The organism is Mesobacillus boroniphilus (assembly GCF_018424685.1).
Taxonomy (GTDB): domain Bacteria; phylum Bacillota; class Bacilli; order Bacillales; family Cytobacillaceae; genus Mesobacillus; species Mesobacillus boroniphilus_A.
Genome location: NZ_QTKX01000001.1, coordinates 1,752,816 through 1,770,845, shown reverse-complemented (window position 1 = coordinate 1,770,845; position 18,030 = coordinate 1,752,816). Strand labels below are relative to the sequence as shown.

Sequence of the window (18,030 nt, the reverse complement as noted above, 5' to 3'; positions counted from 1 at the left end):
ATTTTGCGCTTTTCAAGGTGAGGAAAAGAGCAGGAAAATATGAAACTTTGATAGTAAGTGTCATTTAGAAGCGTGAAATGAACTCTTTGCAGAAAAAAGTGAGGCCGGTCACCCGGCCTCATTAACCTTGCAATAAGATTACTTCAATTGGAGGTTCTCCTTTTGCAGTGCCCACCGCAACGATTGTGTACGCATTGTTAGGCTCCAATTTGACATCGGGGATGGTAACTACCGTATTCTTAGTTCCGGCAACTTTTGCTTCCAGCGTAACGGTCATAGGGGTCAGGGCCAGATAAGTAGTAGCCTGTTTATAGGGCACGTTCGGAAATATGACATCTCCATTTTTTCCTGTGATATCTACAGCCGGCGCATCCGGAGAAAGGTGGATAAATCTGGCTTTAGTTTCTCCTACCGGTGTTTGTGGTTTGTCTTCAAATGTTAGTAGCCTAAGGTTATTGGCTGGCCCGGTAATTGCAGCTGTGTAAATCCTTCCTGGTTCGACTATAATCTTTTTGCTGATCACAGTAGAAACGCTTTCTCCTGCAGGATATATGTCGACTTGATATTTGCCTGGCGGGAGCTGCATATGGCTGCTGTTGGTTTTATAACTGAAGTCGCGGAGCACTCGGCTGCCATTCAAATAAATATCGACATCCTTCACCGCCGGAGAAGCGTGCAAAAAACGCATCATGGATGGTAATGTGTTGGATGGACTAGCCGGAACAGTATAAGAGCGCATTAACTGGACGGCCTTATTCAAATTTCGCAGGTGCTTGTGGTAATACATAACGTGCATATTTGGATCAAGGTATTTATAGTAATTAGCCAATAAATCATACATGGCCGCTTTATGCAGGTAATCATTCTGGTTCCTAATCGACATACCCCTCACTCCTAAATTTATTGAATGCTCAAATGTAAAATATGCAAATTGGGCGCAATAGGTGCGAATCAGAGTCAGTTGTTTTTGAAAAGTTATAATTTATGCTTTACATGAGGAATGTTTTTCCATATACTATAAGTAACTTAATGAGAGGTAGGTGGAGTGCAATGAGCAGAATGTTAAATGTATTGATGATGACCGTTACTTGTTGCACGGCCCCCTAACCTAAGCGGAACAATCGACTATTAGTCTTTTTTCTCCATGCTTATGAACCACGGGCTGTGCGTGCCTGTGGTTTTTTATATTACTAAAAGCGTGATGGAGGAAAATCGATTTGAAGAATTTTGAAAATATCGGAATGACGGCTGAATTGAACAGCCATTTTAATGAAAATTATCCTGATGGATTCAAGTTGGGCAGAGTTGCGTTAGAGCATAAGCATAGTTACCGGGTTTGGCTGGAAGATGGAGAATACCTCTGCACTCTAGCTGGCAAATTGACATTTGATGCAATCAGCCGTGAAGACCTGCCGGCAGTTGGTGACTGGGTTGCCGTGCAAACTTCTCCAGGGGAAAAGCGAGGGATAATCAAGGGAATCTTGCCGCGTAAAAGCAAGTTTTCCAGAAAGGCTGCAGGGCAGGTTACCGAGGAACAAATTGTCGCAGCGAATGTTGATACAGTGTTCATCGTAAATTCACTTAATGATGATTTGAATCTGAGAAGGATTGAGCGATACCTGCTGCTTGCCTGGGAAAGTGGTTCAAACCCTGTCATCATTTTGAGCAAAGCTGACTTAGTGACAGATTTAAAGGACAAGATGGATCAAGTCTCAACAGTGGCTATCGGGGTACCTGTAATTGCAGTAAGCGTTCTCGAGGGGACGGGAATCCAGGAAATAAAACCATTTCTTGCTCCCGGTAAAACAGTCGCCTTAATAGGTTCTTCAGGAGTCGGCAAGTCAAGCCTTGTCAATTACTTCACAGGATTTGAAAAGCAGCTGGTCCAGGAAATTAGGGAAAGCGATGATAAGGGCAAGCATACTACGACCCACCGGGAAATGGTTCTGCTTCCTGGTGGAGCGATACTAATTGACACACCGGGAATGAGGGAAATCCAGCTTTGGTCAAGTGAAGAAGGAATCAACGAAAGCTTCGCGGATATTGAGCAATTTGCTGATACATGCAAATTTCGAGATTGTACGCATAAAAACGAACCGGGCTGTGCAGTTTGGTCAGCCATCAGCGAAGGCCGTCTCGATGAAAACAGGCTTTTCAGCTATAAAAAGCTGCAAAAAGAACTGGCCTATATTGACAGGAAGCTAGATAAAAAGGCTCAAGCTGAAGAAAAAAGGCACTGGAAAAACATCAGTAAGGAAGTCCGCCATAGTGTAAAGCACAAACGGAAATAAGAAACAGCCCCTTCATTGGAAGGGGCTGTTTCTGTATAAGGGTTCTGAATGTGTTTTTTGCTTGAAAAGTTATACAATAGGGAATAAGTATTTGAGTAGAGTGTTTCATTATTTCATCCAAAGCTTGAAAGAAGGTGTCAATATGGAAAAAGGTAATCAAGAGCTTGCGACATTTGCCGGAGGCTGTTTCTGGTGTATGGTCAAGCCGTTTGATGAGCAGCCGGGGATTGTCAGCGTTGTTTCCGGCTATACTGGAGGCACAACTGAGAATCCTACATATGAACAGGTTTGCAGCGAGACAACCGGTCATTATGAAGCAGTACAAATCACATTCAATTCAGATATTTTTCCTTATGAAAAGCTGTTGGAGTTATACTGGCAGCAAATAGATCCGACCGATCCAGGAGGTCAGTTTTACGACAGGGGACAGTCTTACAAAACCGCGATTTTTTATCATAATGAAAAACAAAGACAGTTAGCGGAAGAATCGAAAAATAAGCTTGAGGAAAGCGGTGTATTCTCAAAGCCTATCGTGACAGAAATTCTGCCGGCAAAAACATTTTATCCTGCGGAGACCTATCATCAGGGATATTATAAGAAAAACCCTGAGAGATACAATGCTTATCATATCGGTTCAGGACGATCAGCTTTTATAAAGAATCATTGGGGGGAAAAGAAATAATGAAGAAAAATCCAGAGGAGTTAAAGAAAAGATTGACCCCCATGCAGTATGAGGTTACGCAAAATAATGGGACAGAACCTCCATTCAGGAATGAATATTGGAATGATCTGAGAGAAGGAATATATGTCGATGTCGTCTCAGGCGAGGCATTATTTAGTTCACGGGACAAATATGATGCGGGTTGCGGCTGGCCAAGCTTCACAAAGCCGATCATGGAGGAAGAAGTAATCGAAAAACAGGACCTGAGCCATTTTATGGTCAGGACTGAAGTGCGCAGTAAAACAGCAGATTCTCATTTGGGCCATGTGTTTGATGATGGTCCCGGAGAGAATGGGCTCCGATACTGCATTAATTCGGCAGCTCTGAGGTTTGTTCCGAAAGAAAAAATGGAAGAGGAAGGGTATGGAGAATACCTCAAGCTGTTCCAGGATTAATCAAACCTCTAAGAATGGAAGGGATGATACGTATGTTTAAAAAGCTATTCGGAAAAAAAGAAGAGCCGCTTAAAACAATCCAGCTGGTAGCACCAATTACGGGTAATGCAGTCAATTTAAGTGCAGTTCCGGATCCTGTTTTTTCTGAAAAAATGATGGGGGACGGATTGGCGATTGAGCCAACAGAAGGGGTTGTTGTATCGCCGATCGATGGTGAAATCATGCAGGTTTTCCCGACTAAGCACGCTGTAGGAATCAGGGCAAAAAACGGAGCAGAGATATTGATCCATATTGGGTTGGAGACTGTTTCCCTCAAGGGAGAAGGCTTCGAAACGCATGTGAAGCAAGGGGATACAGTGAAGGCAGGGGAGAAGCTGGTGACCTTTGATATCGGAATTATAAGCGAAAAGGCAAAGAGTGCTGTAACACCAGTCATTATCACCAACTCAGACCAGGCTGCCTCTTTAAAAGTTTTAACAGAAGGAAATGTTGAAAATGGTACGACACCAATCCTGGAAGTGACCTTTGAATAGTTGTGTAAACCCGTGTTCGTGCATAATCGAATAGAACTATGAACCTATCAGGTAGAAGTGGAATGGAACCCTCAAAAAGCCTGAAGAAAAACAGCCGCTGAATCAGCGGCTGTTTTCGTTAACAGACTTTTGGCCATTAGAAGAAGTCATTCCGCCAGAGAGGATGAATTTCATTGCATCTTCGGGCTTGACATCAATGATTTCCACGTCGGTTTTGGGGATCAGGAAGGTGAAACCTGCTACCTGGAACGTTTGGGGCACGTAGATAGCAACATGCTCTGATAATGGCTCATGGAATGCCTTCAGGTTTTCTGTAGTAATGAAGCCAAGACTCTTCATATTGGTTCCGGGAATCGTAACCAAAGCTACCTTGGAAAACGACTTTTTCTCACCAAGGAAGGAATGGACCGTATCTTTTATAACAGAATAAACCGTTTTTACAAATGGGGTTTTTTCCAGTAGTTTATCAATTAGCTTGATGATACTTCCGGTGATGAAGCGAGTGGACAACCACCCGAGAATGGTGATCAGGATAAGCGTTGTCAGAAGGCCGATACCAGGAATGTACCGTTCTTGCAAATATGGTTTCAAAACATTTCCAAGAAGGCTGTCTAAAAACATGAAGGTTTTATAGGTGACATAGATAACAAGAATGATCGGGACTATTGTCAGGATCCCATTGATGAAATTCTTTAGGACACTTTTCATTGTAAACTCCTTATTCAAAACATATGGAAGTATCATACACTTTTTAACTGGATTTTTCTATGATTATTTTTTCTTAACATTGGCGAGGATAATCGATTGAATCTGGATGACTGTCTTTTCAGTGGGGGTGTTTGGATAAGCATTTTCTGCGGTTTCAAAACGAACAGTGTGTCCCCCATTATCCAGGCCGCTTGCGATATATAGATACCTTTCACGAGTAAAAGGCCACCAGGTGGAAATTGTCCTGACATATTCCCCGTCAATATAAACCTTGAGCTTTCCCCCGTCCTGACTTCGAATTGCCTTTACCCCAAGAATGGAGCCGTCGAACTCGTACTCTAGATAATCTCCAGGTCTCTTGCTAATATTTATACCATTTTCGATGGTGAATCCATTGCTGTCAGATACATGCTTTCTTTCAGACAGGTATAAGGTTTGATCCCTGGTTAAGGGTTTAGGCAGACTGGCAATCTCGGCATCTATTCTGATATTATTCTTGATCAGGTCAAGAATGGCAGAAGCGTACAACTGATATCCTTTACCGTTAGGATGTACTGTATCAGTCGTAAGCTGCTCTGTCAGCATCCCTGATTGCTTGAAAGGAATGCGCATGTCCAGTGGCTTTGCTCCGTAATGGGCGGAAACTCTATTAATCGTTTCCGCAAATTGTTCTTGTTTTAAGGGACTTTCAATGATGGTGATGATTTCTGAGCCAGGATAACGCTCCTTTGCATTACGAATTAAGTTTTCATAAAAATAAGTAAACTGCTCGGGTGCCATGTACTTACGGTCATTTTCTCCAAAAACAATGAAGATGAGTTCAATGTCCCGGAATTTTGGAGACTTTTGCAGTTTGTAAATTCCTTCGAAGGAGGTTGCTCCGCTTTGGACGATCATATTCCTGCGTGCCCGGGCCCCGCTGAAATCCTCAAGAAGCACCTCTAGCTGGCTGTACCAGCGCAAATCTTTATTCTCTGCGCCAGCACCTCGTCCAATGCTGTCTCCGATTATTAAATAATTAAAAGATGAACCTGCTTTGATTTTTTCATATACTGTTAAATCTTCGGAAAAAGAATGGTCTGACTGTATCGCTAAAAAGGAAATAACTGCGGCGGTAAGGAAAACTACACTGAATATTTTTTTAGGGTTGGATTTCATTCTTGTTGGTATCCCTCCGGAAAAAAGGTCTTTATCATTATTTTAACCGCTATAACTGGACCATTGAAAATAAAATTTTCTTACTTGAGTGTGACTTTATAAGGGTTTTAAAGGATATCCATCTCCATCTTACAGAGCAAAACGTTAAATTTAAAAAAATAGGCTAATGCACAAACGGGTCAAGTACCCATATCATACCGTAAAGGGAAAGCAATTCAAAAACAAACGAGGAGTGGTTTTTAATGTACGGATATGATAATGCCCCAATGCCTGTAACTGCACCAGCTGCAACAGGACCAGCTTATGGCACTTTCTGTGGCGGAGGTTATCCTTATGCAGGAGTGGCAGGTGCTGGTTATGGATACGGCGGTTTTGCATTGATCGTTGTATTGTTCATCTTGTTAATCATCATTGGTGCGTGCTGCAGCTATAACTGGTAAAAACAATGAACTGAGATAAAAATAGCTTGAGGGGTTGTCTGACAGCAGGCAATCCCTTATTTTTTAATTTAAACACGAACATTATTTAATGATTTATGAAATATAGTTCGTGATTTTAGTTGACTCCTTTGCTGTCATTTGTTATATTTACCAATGGTTAAGCAAAAAACTGATTGGCGGGGGATGCTGAATGAATACAAACTATGATGTGATTGTCGTTGGAGCAGGTCCGGCAGGTATTTTTACTTGCTATGAATTATCGTTGAAGATGCCTGGCGCGAAGGTATTGCTAGTTGATAAAGGTCACGATATTTATCGGAGGAACTGCCCGATTTTGCAGAAGAAGATTGAGAAATGCCCGCCGCCAGCCGGGAAGAAGGATTTTGCGGGTTGCCTGCCGGCATGTTCGATCACGAATGGGTTTGGCGGTGCCGGGGCATATTCTGATGGAAAGTTCAATATTACAAGTGAATTCGGCGGATGGATGACGGATTACCTTCCAGATTCAAAAGTTGTCGAACTAATAAAATATGTAGATGAAATCAACCTCAAGCATGGTGCAACTGAAAGCATAACCGATCCTATGACAGATAAGGTCAGAGAAATCGAGCGCAGGGGATATGCTGCAGGTTTGAAGCTGCTGAGAGCTCAGGTACGCCACCTTGGTACCGAACAGAATCTCGAGATTCTGAAAAATATTTTTGAGTATTTAAAAGATAAGGTGGATATGGCCTTCAAGACAGAAATTGAAGACTTGATTACCGAAAGAACTCCTGATGGCCATAGGGTTATGGGTGTTGAGCTGAAAAGCGGTGAAAAGATTTTCGCAGATAAAGTTGTCGTCGCCCCAGGAAGGGATGGCTCCAAATGGCTGACACAGCTTTTGAAAAAGAGAAGGCTTAAGATGATCAATAACCAGGTCGATATTGGTGTTCGTGTTGAAACGTCCAATGTCGTCATGGAGGAAATAAATGAACATTTATACGAAGGTAAATTTATTTTCAATACGTCCGTAGGAACTAGTGTGAGAACATTCTGCAGCAATCCATCTGGACATGTTGTCGTCGAGAACCATTCTGGTATCATGCTTGCAAATGGACATGCCTACAAAGATCCTAATCTAGGAAGCAAAAATACTAACTTTGCTTTGCTTGTATCACATACATTTTCTGAGCCATTCGACAAGCCCAATGAATATGCTCATGAAATTTCCAGGTTAGCAAATAGTCTTTCAAATGGAGGACTGATTGTGCAGAAATACGGTGATATTTTAAAAGGGCGACGATCAACGGAAAAAAGAATTAAAGAAGGATTTTTAGAACCGACTATGAAGGAAGCTGTTCCAGGAGATTTAGGACTAGTCCTTCCATATAACACGCTGAAAAGTTTGATCGAAATGACGGAAGCGCTGAACCAAGTTACTCCAGGACTTGCTTCAGACCATACTTTGTTTTACGGAGTGGAGGCGAAATTCTATTCCGCAAGGCCCAAGTTGAATGACAGGTTTGAAACGGAAATTCGCGGCCTGTATGTTGGAGGGGACGGAGCCGGGATCACGAGGGGACTGGCACAGGCGAGCGCATGCGGAGTTTGGATTGCGACCGACATAATCGAAAAAACCAAGGATGGCCGGAAAACAGAGCCTGCACTTGTCTAAACATGCTTACACCCTTCCTTTTCTCTGATAGAATAAAATTATATATATAGAAGAGGCGGGGAGATAATGTTTGCACCTAAATTAGTGCCAGGGGATGAAATAAGAGTAATCGCGCCAGCCACCAGCATGATCATTTTGAAGGAAGCCCAGGTCGATTTGGCTGTTGAAAGATTGACTAAATTGGGATTCAATGTGACATTCGGGAAGAACGCAGATGCGCATGACGAGTTTTTCAGCTCTACCATTGCTGAAAGGATCGAGGACTTGCATGACGCTTTTGCAGATCCAAATGTTAAAGGGATCCTAACGGCAATTGGCGGCTATAATTCTAATCAACTGCTAAAATATATTGATTTCGATCTGATTGCTGCTAATCCGAAGGTTTTTTGCGGATACAGTGACATTACAGCGTTGCAGTTGGCAATCTATCAAAAAACTGGTCTCGTTACCTATTCAGGACCCCATTTCTCTAGCTTTGGCGTCAAGCATGGACTTGAATATACTTTGGAATCGTTTTTGGAGGCAGTCACCAATGATTCCCCATATGAGATAGTTCCATCTAAAACCTGGTCTGACGATGCATGGTATCTCGACCAGGAAAATCGGACATTTCATGAACAGAGTGGATACCTAATCCTCCAAGAAGGAGAAGCTGAGGGAAGATTGATCGGCGGGAATCTCTGTACGATGAACCTTCTGCAGGGTACAGATTTCATGCCTTCCTTGAAAGAAAGTATCCTATTCATTGAAGATGATGAAGAAAGCCATTCCAGGAGCTTCGACAGGGACCTGCAATCGCTGCTTCATCTTCCGGATGCTGCTTCAATAAAAGCACTTTTGATTGGGCGTTTCCAAAAGAACTCCAATATTACCGAAGAGGCATTAAGAAAGATCATTTCCAGTAAGGAAGAGCTGCGGAATATACCAATTATCGCAAATGTCAATTTTGGGCATGTCCAGCCTTTTGCAACACTGCCGATCGGGGCAGTTGCTACAGTAAAAGCCGTGGATAGCGAAACCGAAATATTTATTGAACAAAATGAATAGGATTTTACACTTTTCAGGACACCTTTTACAGGTGTCTTTTTCTGCCTGGAAATTGCTGATAAACTATCAGGAATATAAGGAGGGGAGGGCTGGATGCAGGTTCAGATAAGAGGCTGTTGAAAGGGCAGGTATCGTCTAGAAGTAGTCCCAAGTTCTTTTTTGACAACTTTTGGCTCGATGCCCCCGAACCTGTCATAATACCACCACTTTCTTGACAGCTTTTGGTCTGATGCAACCGAACCTGTCATAAATCCACTGTATTCTTGACAGCTTTTGGCTCGATGTACCCGAAGCTGTCATAATACCACCACTTTCTTGACAGCTTTTGGCCTGATGCACCCGAGCCTGTCATAAATCCACTGTATTCTTGACAGCTTTTGGCTCGATGTACCCGAACCTGTCATAATACCGCCACTTTCTTGACAGCTTTTGGCCCGATGCCCCCGAACCTGTCATAATACCACCACTTTCTTGACAACTTTTGGCTCGATGCCCCTGAACCTGTCATAATGGCTCCACTTTCTAGACAGCTTTTGGCCCGATGCCCCTGAACCTGTCATAAATCCTCTGTATTCTTGACAACTTTTGGCCCGATGCCCCTGAACCTGTCTTAATTGCTCCACTTTCTTGACAGCTTTTGGCCCGATGCCCCTGAACCTGTCATAAATCCTCTGTATTCTTGACAACTTTTGGCCCGATGCCCCTGAACCTGTCTTAATTGCTCCACTTTCTTGACAGTTTTGGCCCGATGCCCCTGAACCTGTCATAAATCCTCTGTATTCTTGACAACTTTTGGCCAGATGCCCCTGAACCTGTCTTAATTGCTCCACTTTCTTGACAACTTTTGGCTCGATGCGCCTGAACCTGTCATAATACCACCACTTTCTTGACAGCTTTAGCCAGATGCACCCAAACCTGTCTTAATTTAATCCAGGTTCAGACAAAACAGCTGGTGGAAGAGAAGGTTTTGTCCGAAGAAACCCCGGGTTCGGATAGAATAGCCAACGGAAGAGCAGAATTTGTCCAAAGTAACTAGTCCTCATTTTCGGAAATATTTCCGTCCTCCCCTTAGTAAAAATCCCAGGCTAATACCACTTATTTTTTACATCTTCAAGAAAGATTCCCCTTTTCACTTCATACAATTTACAGAATGTCCATTTAATTTAATTGCGGTGAATGGAGTGAAGTTATGAAGCCGTCCTACTTGATCAAACCTGCCCTGGATGAGAGCTATCCAGAGATTGACTATGGAAAAGGTATCTTTCTTTTTGATAAAGATGGGAAGAAATACCTTGATGCTGCATCCGGGGCTGTTACGGCAAATATTGGACACGGAGTTCCGGAAATTATATTGGCAATGCATGAACAGTCCAAACGGGTGTCTTTTGTCTACCGCTCTCAATTCACCAGTGAGGCAGCTGAAAAGCTGGCAGAAAAACTTGCTGAAGCTTTGCCGGGGGATCTAAATTGGAGTTTCTTTGTAAATAGTGGTTCAGAGGCAACAGAAACGGCGCTGAAAATAGCGATCCAGTACTGGCAGGAGAAAGGAATTAAGTCTAAAACAAAAATTTTATCTAGATGGATTAGCTATCATGGGATCACTCTTGGTGCTCTTTCAATGTCAGGACATCCAGGAAGAAGAGCAAGATTTGTCCCATTGCTTGAGGAATTTCCGTCGATTTCACCTCCATATTGCTATCGCTGTCCATATCAAAGCTCAGCACCTGAATGCGGTTATTTATGTGCGATGGAGCTTGAAGGAGCGATAAAACGGATTGGTTCCGACCATATTGCCGGGTTTATTGCAGAACCGGTGATTGGCGCTGCTGGAGGGGCAATCTCTCCCCCGAAAGGTTACTATGAAACAATTAAAAAGATTTGTGACGAAAACAATATATTATTCATTGCGGATGAAGTGATGACAGGCTTTGGCAGAACAGGGCCGATGCTGGCATCGGAACACTGGAACGTCATTCCCGATATTGTCGCACTCGGTAAGGGAATGGGCGCAGGATATGCCCCAATCGCAGCGACGGTCGTCAGTGATCACGTCATGGAGCCAATTCTGAATGGCTCTAAATCGATAATGAGCGGCCATACACTTAGCGCAAATCCACAATCATGCGCCACTGCGCTGGCGGTATTGGAATACCTTGAGAACAATAAAGTTTTAAGTGATGTGGAATCAAAGTCAGTTTACCTGAAAAATAAACTTGTTAAGTTAAAAAATCAGTTTGATTTTATAGGAGATGTCAGGGGCAAAGGCTTGCTGCTTGGTCTTGAATTTGTCAAGCTGCCAGGCGCAAAAATCCCGTTCGAACGAAGCATGAAGTTAACAGAGTTAGTTGTAAAATCGGGCAGGGATCATGGGATATTGTTGTATCCTGCAGGCGCTGGCCTGGATGGTGTGTCAGGAGATGCAGTGATAATCGCACCGCCGCTGACCATCACAAAACGTGAGATTGACGAGTTAATCACCTTACTGAAAGCAACATTCATTGAAGTGTATAGAATACTGGGATTTCCTTATGAAAATGGAGTTGAAAAGTAGATGGAAAATCCATTTGGGAAAATTGCGACGCTTGAGCAGGCAATGGAGCATTTTTATGATGGGATGACTTTGATGTTTGGCGGATTTGGTGGAGTCGGTTCACCTCCCGACCTGATTGATGGCATTCTTGAAAAAGAAATAAAAGATCTTGTGCTGATAGGAAATGATACAGGTTTCCCTGAAATCGGCATTGGGAAAATTGTCAGCCGAGGCAAGGCGAAGAAAGTGATCGCCTCCCATATTGGGTCAAATCCAGTAGCCGGTGAACTGATGACAAAGGGTGAACTGGAGGTTGAGTTCTCGCCACAGGGAACTCTGACGGAACGGATCAGGGCAGGTGGAATGGGTCTTGGCGCAATATTGACAGATGTAGGCGTTGATCATGACTTCGTTGCAAAAGGCAAAAAAAGAATGACCTTGAACGGCAAAGATTATTTGATTGAAACAGCATTGACTGCAGAGGTTTCGATTGTTTATGCCAAAAAGGCAGACCCTTATGGAAACCTTGTCTTCGATAAAAGTGCCAGGAATACAAATCCGCTCGTGGCGATGGCTGGAAATTTCACGATAGCGGAAGCTGAGGAAATAGTTCCTCTTGGAAGCCTGGATCCTGAAGAAATCGTGACGCCAGGTGTATTCGTGGATATGGTAATTCCTTCTGGAGGGGTGAATTGGAAATGGGCATGGGAATAGATGTCAGAAATAGAATGGCCAGACGAGCCGCCGAAGAAATCTCTCCGGGCATGGTTGTCAATCTAGGCATAGGGATTCCCTCTCTAGTACCAAACCACCTTGCAAAAAAAACGATGGTGATGTTCCATGCTGAAAATGGAATTGTTGGAATGGGAAGGTCGCCCGAAAAGGGTTTTGAGGATGAAAACCTGTGTAACGCAGGTGGTTTCCCGGTAACAGTCATGGAGGGTTCCTCTTATTGTGATAGTTCTGTGGCGTTCGGAATGATTCGGAGAGGGAGGGTTGACCTTACTATTCTAGGATCCTTGCAGGTTAGCCAAAATGGAGACCTTGCAAATTGGATCGTCCCCGGAAAGAAGGTTCCGGGCATGGGCGGAGCGATGGAGCTAGCACAAAAGGCAGGAAAAGTAGCAGTATTGATGAATCATACAGACAAAAATGGTGTACCCAAAATAGTCGAATCATGCACATTGCCTTTGACCGCCGAAAACTGTGTCGACATTATTATCACCGACCTCGCAGTATTTAAAATAATTGAAGGTTCTATAATTCTCTCTGAACTTTTTGCACCACATACAATTCCTGAAGTTACCGCTAAGACCGCATGCGATTTTTCAATCGTCGAGGATCTCCGGATTATTGAATATTAAAGGGGCTGATATCATGCAATCTGCTGAGCAAAAGGTGAGGAATTACATTAAAGAAAGCAGAATAAGAGGGACACGGCTTTTGCAAAAATTGGTCCAGGAACCAAGTACAAGAGGGAATGAAAGTGGAGCGCAGGCGGTCATCATAGAAAAATGCCGCGAGCTGGGACTAGAAATGGATATTTGGGAAATCGGGGATAACGGTCTGACTGTTCATCCGTCCTTTTGTTCTGATCGGAAAGACTTCAATGGAAATCCAAATGCTGTAGGAATCATGAGGGGGACTGGTGGAGGCAAGTCGATGATCCTAAATGGACATATCGATGTTGTCCCTGCAGGCGATCCAAAAGATTGGGATAGGGACCCATTCAGCGGACATATCGAATGCGGCAAGCTGTTTGGCCGAGGTTCGACAGATATGAAGGGTGGTACAACTTCATTGCTTATGGCGATAGAGGCAATAAGAAATTCAGAGATTAAATTAAAGGGCGATGTGATTTTTCAAAGTGTGATTGAAGAAGAAAGCGGTGGCGCGGGAACACTTGCCACAGTCTTGCGTGGGTATAAAGCAGATGCTGCAATCATCCCTGAACCGACTAATATGAAGCTGTTTCCAAAACAGCAGGGGTCGATGTGGTTCAGGATTTCTGTGAAAGGAAAAGGGGCGCATGGCGGTACAAGGTATGAAGGTGTCAATGCGATTGAAAAAGCGATGCTGGTGATTGATAGATTGAGAAGCTTGGAGACTCAGAGAAATGGAAGAATCACAGACCCGTTTTTTGAAAGCATACCCATTCCAATTCCTATCAATATCGGAAAAATCCATTCTGGAGACTGGCCATCATCTGTACCGGATTTAGCGATTATTGAGGGCAGGATGGGGGTTGCACCAAATGAAACACAAGAAGAGGCAAAGGTTGAAATGTATGAAGCCATTGTCGATGTCTGCAACGAAGATCCTTGGTTAAAAGAAAACATGCCTGAACTTGAATGGTTTGGTGCAAGCTGGCTGCCAGGCGACCTGGACCCTGAGCATGAACTGATTCATGTTCTTTCCGAAAGCTTTAGGGGCGTTAAGGAACAGTCACCATTAATCGAAGCGTCCCCATGGGCTACTGACGGCGGAATCCTTTCCAAGGTCGGCGGAGTGCCTGTAGTGGTTTTTGGACCAGGGGTTACGGAAACGGCACATCAGGCAAATGAATATATCAAGCTTGAAGATGTTTTTGAAGCGGCTGAAATCATAGCGCTGGCACTGTTAAAGTGGTGTGAAATCAGTGAATAAGGCTCTAATCGCAGACATTGTTGCTTTAACGAAAAAAACGGCTTCTGGTTTCCAGCGAGTATTAATCCATTTCTATTTTAGAAGTCTCGTCGAATAGAGCCACGTGGGCTAATGAGAATACGGACCTGAACATTGTCCGAAAAGGAATATCCAACGCGATAACAGCCGGGATTCAAGATGGGGGGAGTCTACAAATGGGAGATATCAAGATAAGGACGTCCATACCTGGTCCTAAAGCCCTGAAATTGTTGGAAAGAAAAGAAAGAAATATCCCTGTTGGACCGTTCAACACGATCAAGTCGTTTGCGGAAAAAGGTGAAGGTGCATTATTGACGGATGTCGATGGAAATACATTCATTGATTTTGCGGGTGCAATCGGCACTCTGAATGTTGGCCACTGTCCACCAGAAGTTGTAAGTGCACTTCATGAGCAGATTGACCGCTATCTTCACCCTTGTTTCCATGTGATGATGTACGAACCTTACGTAGAACTGTCGGAATTGCTCAATAGAATCACTCCAGGTGATCATCATAAAAAAACCTTCTTTCTGAGCAGCGGAGCTGAAGCGGTAGAAAACGCAATAAAAATAGCCAGGAAATATTCAGGTCGGAAAGGAATCATTTCGTTTGAACGTGGCTTTCATGGAAGGACCTATATGGCAATGTCACTGACTAGCAAGGTGAAACCATACAAATTCCAGTTCGGGCCATTCGCTCCCGAAACATATAAATGGCCATATCCGGTGTATTCCCAGGAAAAAGGCATGGCACCTGATGAATTGGATGCATATATGCTGAAAAAATTTGAGACTTTTTTCCTCAGCGAGGTTCCAGGGACGGAAATTGCAGCGGTCATAATGGAACCGATCCAGGGTGAGGGCGGTTTTAATATTCCATCCAAATCCTTTGTTCAAGGCGTGAAGAGAATCTGTGAGCAGTATGGAATTCTTTTTATTGCAGATGAAATCCAAACCGGTTTTGGCCGGACAGGAAAGTTGTTTGGGATGGAGCATTACGGTGTTGTCCCTGATTTAATGACCATGTCAAAATCGATTGCTGCAGGGCTGCCAATCAGTGCGGTCACTGGAAGGGCTGAAATTATGGACTCTGCAGGAATTGGGGAAATTGGCGGAACCTTTGGCGGAAGTCCTCTCGGTTGTGTAGCAGCACTAAAAGTCGTTAAAATGATAGAAGAGGAAAGACTTCTTGAAAGGGCAAATTTCTTCGGAGAGAAATTTCAAGAAAGGTTCGGCAAGCTGACAGACCGTTTCCCTGAGATTGGTGATATCCGTTCATTAGGAGCGATGTGTGCAATCGAATTTTTCGGTGAGAATGATCAACCAAACGGACAGATCGTTCGGGAAATACTTGCAAAAGCACATCAACAGGGATTGATTTTAATGAGCGCAGGTCTTTATGGAAATGTAATCAGGCTTTTAGCTCCACTTGTCATAACAGATGATCAAATTGAGGAAGGGTTCGATGTGCTTGAATCAGTCATTACGGAATGCTGCCAGCGGTAGGAGGGGGAACCTATGAAACAGAATTTATGGATTAACGGAGAGAATGTGAAAACGGAAAAATACCGTCAGCTTTCAAATCCTTTTAATGGAGAAAAAATTGCCGATGTAGCAGAGGCAAGCAAGGAAGATGTAATAAAAGCAATCGATTCAGCTGCTGGAACTATAACGGAGATGTCAGAGATGGAAGCTCACAAGCGTTCTGATATCCTTCGGAGAGTGGCTGAATTAATCCAGGAAGACAGGGTTGAGTGTGCCAGGCTGATTGCGGAGGAATCATCCAAACCATTGAAGGCGGCTCTTGGTGAAGTCGACCGCACGATCATGACCTATACTTTTGCATCAGAAGAGGCAAGAAGGCTATATGGCGAAACGATCCCAATGGATGCTGCACCTGGAGGCGAGGGTAGAGTTGCCTATACTGTGAGGGAGCCGCTAGGTGTTATTGCTGCGATAACTCCTTTCAATTTTCCGATGAACCTTGTAGCCCACAAGGTCGGACCGGCAATTGCAGCTGGTAATACGGTAGTCCTTAAGCCAGCCAGTCAGACCCCATTATCGGCCTATAAAATTGCTTCCTATTTCCATAAGGCAGGACTGCCTGCTGGAGCTCTAAATGTAGTGACTGGCAGCGGTAAAAGTGTCGGTGATGTGCTGATTACAGATGACCGGGTAAAAATGGTCACCTTTACCGGCAGCCCTGTGGTCGGGAAGTATATCCGCGAAAATGCAGGCCTTAAAAGAGTAACTCTTGAACTCGGGTCCAACTCCGCGTTGATTGTCGATAAAGGAACTGATCTTAAAAGGATAATGCCAAGAATCGTTACTGGAGCCTTTTCAAATCAGGGGCAGGTTTGCATCTCTATACAAAGGATTTTCGTCCACGAAACGATCGCTGATGAATTCGTTTCTATGTTCATTGAAGAAGCTGGCAGCCTGAAGGTGGGAGACCCTCTTGATGAACAAACCGATGTTGCCGCAATGATCAGCGAGAATGATGTGACAAGGGCAAAGGCCTGGATTAAGGACGCGGTGGAAAATGGAGCGGAACTTGTATATGGCGGAGAAAGTGAAAAACAAATCTTGAAACCAACTGTGCTTCTTAATGCGCAGCCCACTGATAAAATTTCCTGTGAGGAAGTATTTGCACCGGTTGTCCATATCAACACCTTCAGGGAATTTGATGACGCAATTGCTCAGGTCAATGACTCACAGTTCGGGTTGCAGGCAGGTGTCTATACGAATGATCTTCAAAAAGCTTTCAAAGCTGCCAAAGCCCTCCATGTAGGCGGAGTGATGATCAATGAAATTCCGACCTTCCGGGTAGACCATATGCCATATGGCGGAGTAAAAATGAGCGGGACCGGCAGAGAAGGGATTAAATACGCTTTAGAAGAAATGACCGAACTGAAGCTTGTATCAATCAAACTAGATTGAACCGTCAGCCTGGCCTAAAGCCAGGCTTTTCATACGATTGGAATTTTCAATATAGGTAATTGGGGGAGATGAAGATGCATTTAGGGAAAACGATGATCTTATCTGACAAGAATTATAACCTGACTGTTTATATAGATAAACAGAATAAGCGGGTCAGAGTTGAAGACTATTTAGGCAGCTTATCAAATATTTTGGGTGTAGCTGAAGAGCTAGTAGAAAAAGAAAAGGCTGACAAATTGATTATCAAAGGAAGAAGAGAACATTTTACTCAGCTGCTTGAAAGAGGTTTCGGTTTTGAGGCAAGTATTGATGGATTCTTCCTGGGTTCAGATTGTATGTTCTTTTCGAAGTTTTACAGTGACGAAAGGAGGACTTCGCCGCACTGGCTACAAGAGGACGGAATCATCAAAAGTGTTTACCATCTGGCAGAACCGGCACAGAACATCACCCCTCCAAATGATTATGTTTTGAAAAAAATGGACGAAGCAGATGCTAAAGGCTTATCTGATTTATACAAAGCGGTCTTCCAAATTTATCCCACACCTTTGAATGACCCTGAGTATATCGTCAAAACAATGAAAGAAGGAACCTTATATTACGGATTTGTCCATGATGGTCAGGTTGTAAGCGCAGCATCAGCAGAGGTGGACTCTTTTTATAAAAATGCAGAGATGACTGATTGCGCAACATTAAAAGAGCATAGAAAGCACGGACTGATGAAGGTGCTCCTGGCCCGCCTTGAGGATGAGCTAATTGAAAATGGCATATATTGTTCTTACTCCATAGCCAGGGCTTTATCATTTGGGATGAACGCAGCCCTGTATCAACTTGGTTATGCTTACCGAGGCAGGTTGGTGAACAATGTGTATATCTATGATAAAATTGAAAACATGAATGTTTGGGTAAAAGATTTGGCAAAATCGCCAAATTTTGGGCAGTGATAGACA

Annotated in this window: 17 protein-coding genes; 14 read left to right on the top strand and 3 right to left on the bottom strand. The window is 43.6% G+C overall.

Annotated features, from left to right (window positions below; translation table 11 throughout):
* Window positions 1-121: 121 nt before the first annotated feature.
* Window positions 122-883 carry a DUF4397 domain-containing protein gene (locus DYI25_RS09035; RefSeq protein ID WP_213368080.1) on the bottom strand — a complete coding sequence of 254 codons (762 nt, stop codon included), beginning with the start codon at window positions 881-883 and terminating at the stop codon, window positions 122-124.
* A gap of 358 nt (window positions 884-1,241) precedes the next feature.
* Between DYI25_RS09035 and rsgA the strand changes: the two genes are divergently transcribed.
* The 4 genes from rsgA (at window position 1,242) to DYI25_RS09015 (ending at window position 3,940) form a co-directional block, all read left to right on the top strand.
* Window positions 1,242-2,291 carry a ribosome small subunit-dependent GTPase A gene (rsgA, locus tag DYI25_RS09030; RefSeq protein ID WP_213369508.1) on the top strand — a complete coding sequence of 350 codons (1,050 nt, stop codon included), beginning with the start codon at window positions 1,242-1,244 and terminating at the stop codon, window positions 2,289-2,291.
* A gap of 142 nt (window positions 2,292-2,433) precedes the next feature.
* Complete coding sequence (gene msrA, locus DYI25_RS09025; protein ID WP_213369506.1) at window positions 2,434-2,973, top strand: peptide-methionine (S)-S-oxide reductase MsrA; 540 nt, start codon at window positions 2,434-2,436, stop codon at window positions 2,971-2,973.
* Window positions 2,973-3,407, top strand: coding sequence for a peptide-methionine (R)-S-oxide reductase MsrB (gene msrB / locus DYI25_RS09020; protein ID WP_213368078.1), 435 nt, complete (start codon window positions 2,973-2,975; stop codon window positions 3,405-3,407). The genes msrA and msrB overlap by 1 nt, the downstream gene beginning before the upstream one ends.
* Window positions 3,408-3,439: 32 nt before the next feature.
* Window positions 3,440-3,940 (top strand): PTS sugar transporter subunit IIA, encoded by a 501-nt coding sequence (locus DYI25_RS09015; protein ID WP_213368076.1) that lies wholly within the window; start codon window positions 3,440-3,442, stop codon window positions 3,938-3,940.
* A gap of 102 nt (window positions 3,941-4,042) precedes the next feature.
* Here DYI25_RS09015 and DYI25_RS09010 read toward each other — a convergent pair whose 3' ends face one another.
* Both DYI25_RS09010 and DYI25_RS09005 read right to left on the bottom strand, forming a co-directional pair.
* Window positions 4,043-4,648, bottom strand: a complete 606-nt coding sequence (locus DYI25_RS09010) for a DUF502 domain-containing protein (RefSeq protein WP_213368075.1) — start codon at window positions 4,646-4,648, stop codon at window positions 4,043-4,045.
* Between the two features lie 63 nt (window positions 4,649-4,711).
* Window positions 4,712-5,806: an SGNH/GDSL hydrolase family protein gene (locus tag DYI25_RS09005; RefSeq protein ID WP_213368073.1), complete on the bottom strand. Its 1,095-nt coding sequence runs from the start codon at window positions 5,804-5,806 to the stop codon at window positions 4,712-4,714.
* 266 nt (window positions 5,807-6,072) lie between these two features.
* Between DYI25_RS09005 and DYI25_RS09000 the strand changes: the two genes are divergently transcribed.
* The 10 genes from DYI25_RS09000 (at window position 6,073) to ablB (ending at window position 18,024) form a co-directional block, all read left to right on the top strand.
* Complete coding sequence (locus tag DYI25_RS09000; RefSeq protein ID WP_213369503.1) at window positions 6,073-6,246, top strand: YjcZ family sporulation protein; 174 nt, start codon at window positions 6,073-6,075, stop codon at window positions 6,244-6,246.
* A gap of 190 nt (window positions 6,247-6,436) precedes the next feature.
* On the top strand, window positions 6,437-7,903 hold the full coding sequence (locus DYI25_RS08995) for an NAD(P)/FAD-dependent oxidoreductase (protein WP_213368071.1): 1,467 nt from the start codon (window positions 6,437-6,439) through the stop codon (window positions 7,901-7,903).
* A 66-nt stretch (window positions 7,904-7,969) separates the two neighbouring features.
* A complete protein-coding gene (locus DYI25_RS08990; protein WP_213368068.1) occupies window positions 7,970-8,950 on the top strand; it encodes a S66 family peptidase in 981 nt (326 codons plus the stop codon).
* A gap of 1,189 nt (window positions 8,951-10,139) precedes the next feature.
* Window positions 10,140-11,501, top strand: a complete 1,362-nt coding sequence (locus DYI25_RS08985; protein WP_213368066.1) for an aspartate aminotransferase family protein — start codon at window positions 10,140-10,142, stop codon at window positions 11,499-11,501.
* Window positions 11,502-12,194: a CoA transferase subunit A gene (locus DYI25_RS08980; protein ID WP_213368064.1), complete on the top strand. Its 693-nt coding sequence runs from the start codon at window positions 11,502-11,504 to the stop codon at window positions 12,192-12,194.
* A complete protein-coding gene (locus DYI25_RS08975; RefSeq protein WP_213368062.1) occupies window positions 12,179-12,844 on the top strand; it encodes a 3-oxoacid CoA-transferase subunit B in 666 nt (221 codons plus the stop codon). Before DYI25_RS08980 ends, DYI25_RS08975 begins: the two co-directional genes overlap by 16 nt.
* Before the next feature lie 13 nt (window positions 12,845-12,857).
* A complete protein-coding gene (locus DYI25_RS08970; protein ID WP_213368060.1) occupies window positions 12,858-14,126 on the top strand; it encodes a peptidase in 1,269 nt (422 codons plus the stop codon).
* A gap of 194 nt (window positions 14,127-14,320) precedes the next feature.
* Entirely contained in the window at window positions 14,321-15,649 is a 1,329-nt protein-coding gene (gene gabT, locus DYI25_RS08965; RefSeq protein WP_213368058.1) for a 4-aminobutyrate--2-oxoglutarate transaminase, read from the top strand.
* Window positions 15,650-15,661: 12 nt separating this feature from the next.
* The gene (locus DYI25_RS08960) at window positions 15,662-17,083 is read left to right on the top strand and encodes an aldehyde dehydrogenase family protein (protein ID WP_213368056.1); all 1,422 of its coding nucleotides are present in this window, start codon (window positions 15,662-15,664) and stop codon (window positions 17,081-17,083) included.
* 74 nt (window positions 17,084-17,157) lie between these two features.
* Entirely contained in the window at window positions 17,158-18,024 is an 867-nt protein-coding gene (gene ablB / locus DYI25_RS08955) for a putative beta-lysine N-acetyltransferase (RefSeq protein ID WP_213368054.1), read from the top strand.
* Window positions 18,025-18,030 lie beyond the last annotated feature (6 nt).

Coding starts and splice junctions, on each gene's coding strand:
- DYI25_RS08960 (WP_213368056.1), top strand. CDS start 15,662: ATGAAACAGAATTTATGGATTAACGGAGAGAATGTGAAAACGGAAAAA.
- DYI25_RS08980 (WP_213368064.1), top strand. CDS start 11,502: ATGGAAAATCCATTTGGGAAAATTGCGACGCTTGAGCAGGCAATGGAG.
- DYI25_RS09035 (WP_213368080.1), bottom strand. CDS start 883: ATGTCGATTAGGAACCAGAATGATTACCTGCATAAAGCGGCCATGTAT.
- DYI25_RS09010 (WP_213368075.1), bottom strand. CDS start 4,648: ATGAAAAGTGTCCTAAAGAATTTCATCAATGGGATCCTGACAATAGTC.
- msrB (WP_213368078.1), top strand. CDS start 2,973: ATGAAGAAAAATCCAGAGGAGTTAAAGAAAAGATTGACCCCCATGCAG.
- ablB (WP_213368054.1), top strand. CDS start 17,158: ATGCATTTAGGGAAAACGATGATCTTATCTGACAAGAATTATAACCTG.
- DYI25_RS08990 (WP_213368068.1), top strand. CDS start 7,970: ATGTTTGCACCTAAATTAGTGCCAGGGGATGAAATAAGAGTAATCGCG.
- msrA (WP_213369506.1), top strand. CDS start 2,434: ATGGAAAAAGGTAATCAAGAGCTTGCGACATTTGCCGGAGGCTGTTTC.
- DYI25_RS09015 (WP_213368076.1), top strand. CDS start 3,440: ATGTTTAAAAAGCTATTCGGAAAAAAAGAAGAGCCGCTTAAAACAATC.
- rsgA (WP_213369508.1), top strand. CDS start 1,242: ATGACGGCTGAATTGAACAGCCATTTTAATGAAAATTATCCTGATGGA.
- DYI25_RS08975 (WP_213368062.1), top strand. CDS start 12,179: ATGGGCATGGGAATAGATGTCAGAAATAGAATGGCCAGACGAGCCGCC.
- DYI25_RS08970 (WP_213368060.1), top strand. CDS start 12,858: ATGCAATCTGCTGAGCAAAAGGTGAGGAATTACATTAAAGAAAGCAGA.
- gabT (WP_213368058.1), top strand. CDS start 14,321: ATGGGAGATATCAAGATAAGGACGTCCATACCTGGTCCTAAAGCCCTG.
- DYI25_RS08995 (WP_213368071.1), top strand. CDS start 6,437: ATGAATACAAACTATGATGTGATTGTCGTTGGAGCAGGTCCGGCAGGT.
- DYI25_RS09000 (WP_213369503.1), top strand. CDS start 6,073: ATGCCTGTAACTGCACCAGCTGCAACAGGACCAGCTTATGGCACTTTC.
- DYI25_RS09005 (WP_213368073.1), bottom strand. CDS start 5,806: ATGAAATCCAACCCTAAAAAAATATTCAGTGTAGTTTTCCTTACCGCC.
- DYI25_RS08985 (WP_213368066.1), top strand. CDS start 10,140: ATGAAGCCGTCCTACTTGATCAAACCTGCCCTGGATGAGAGCTATCCA.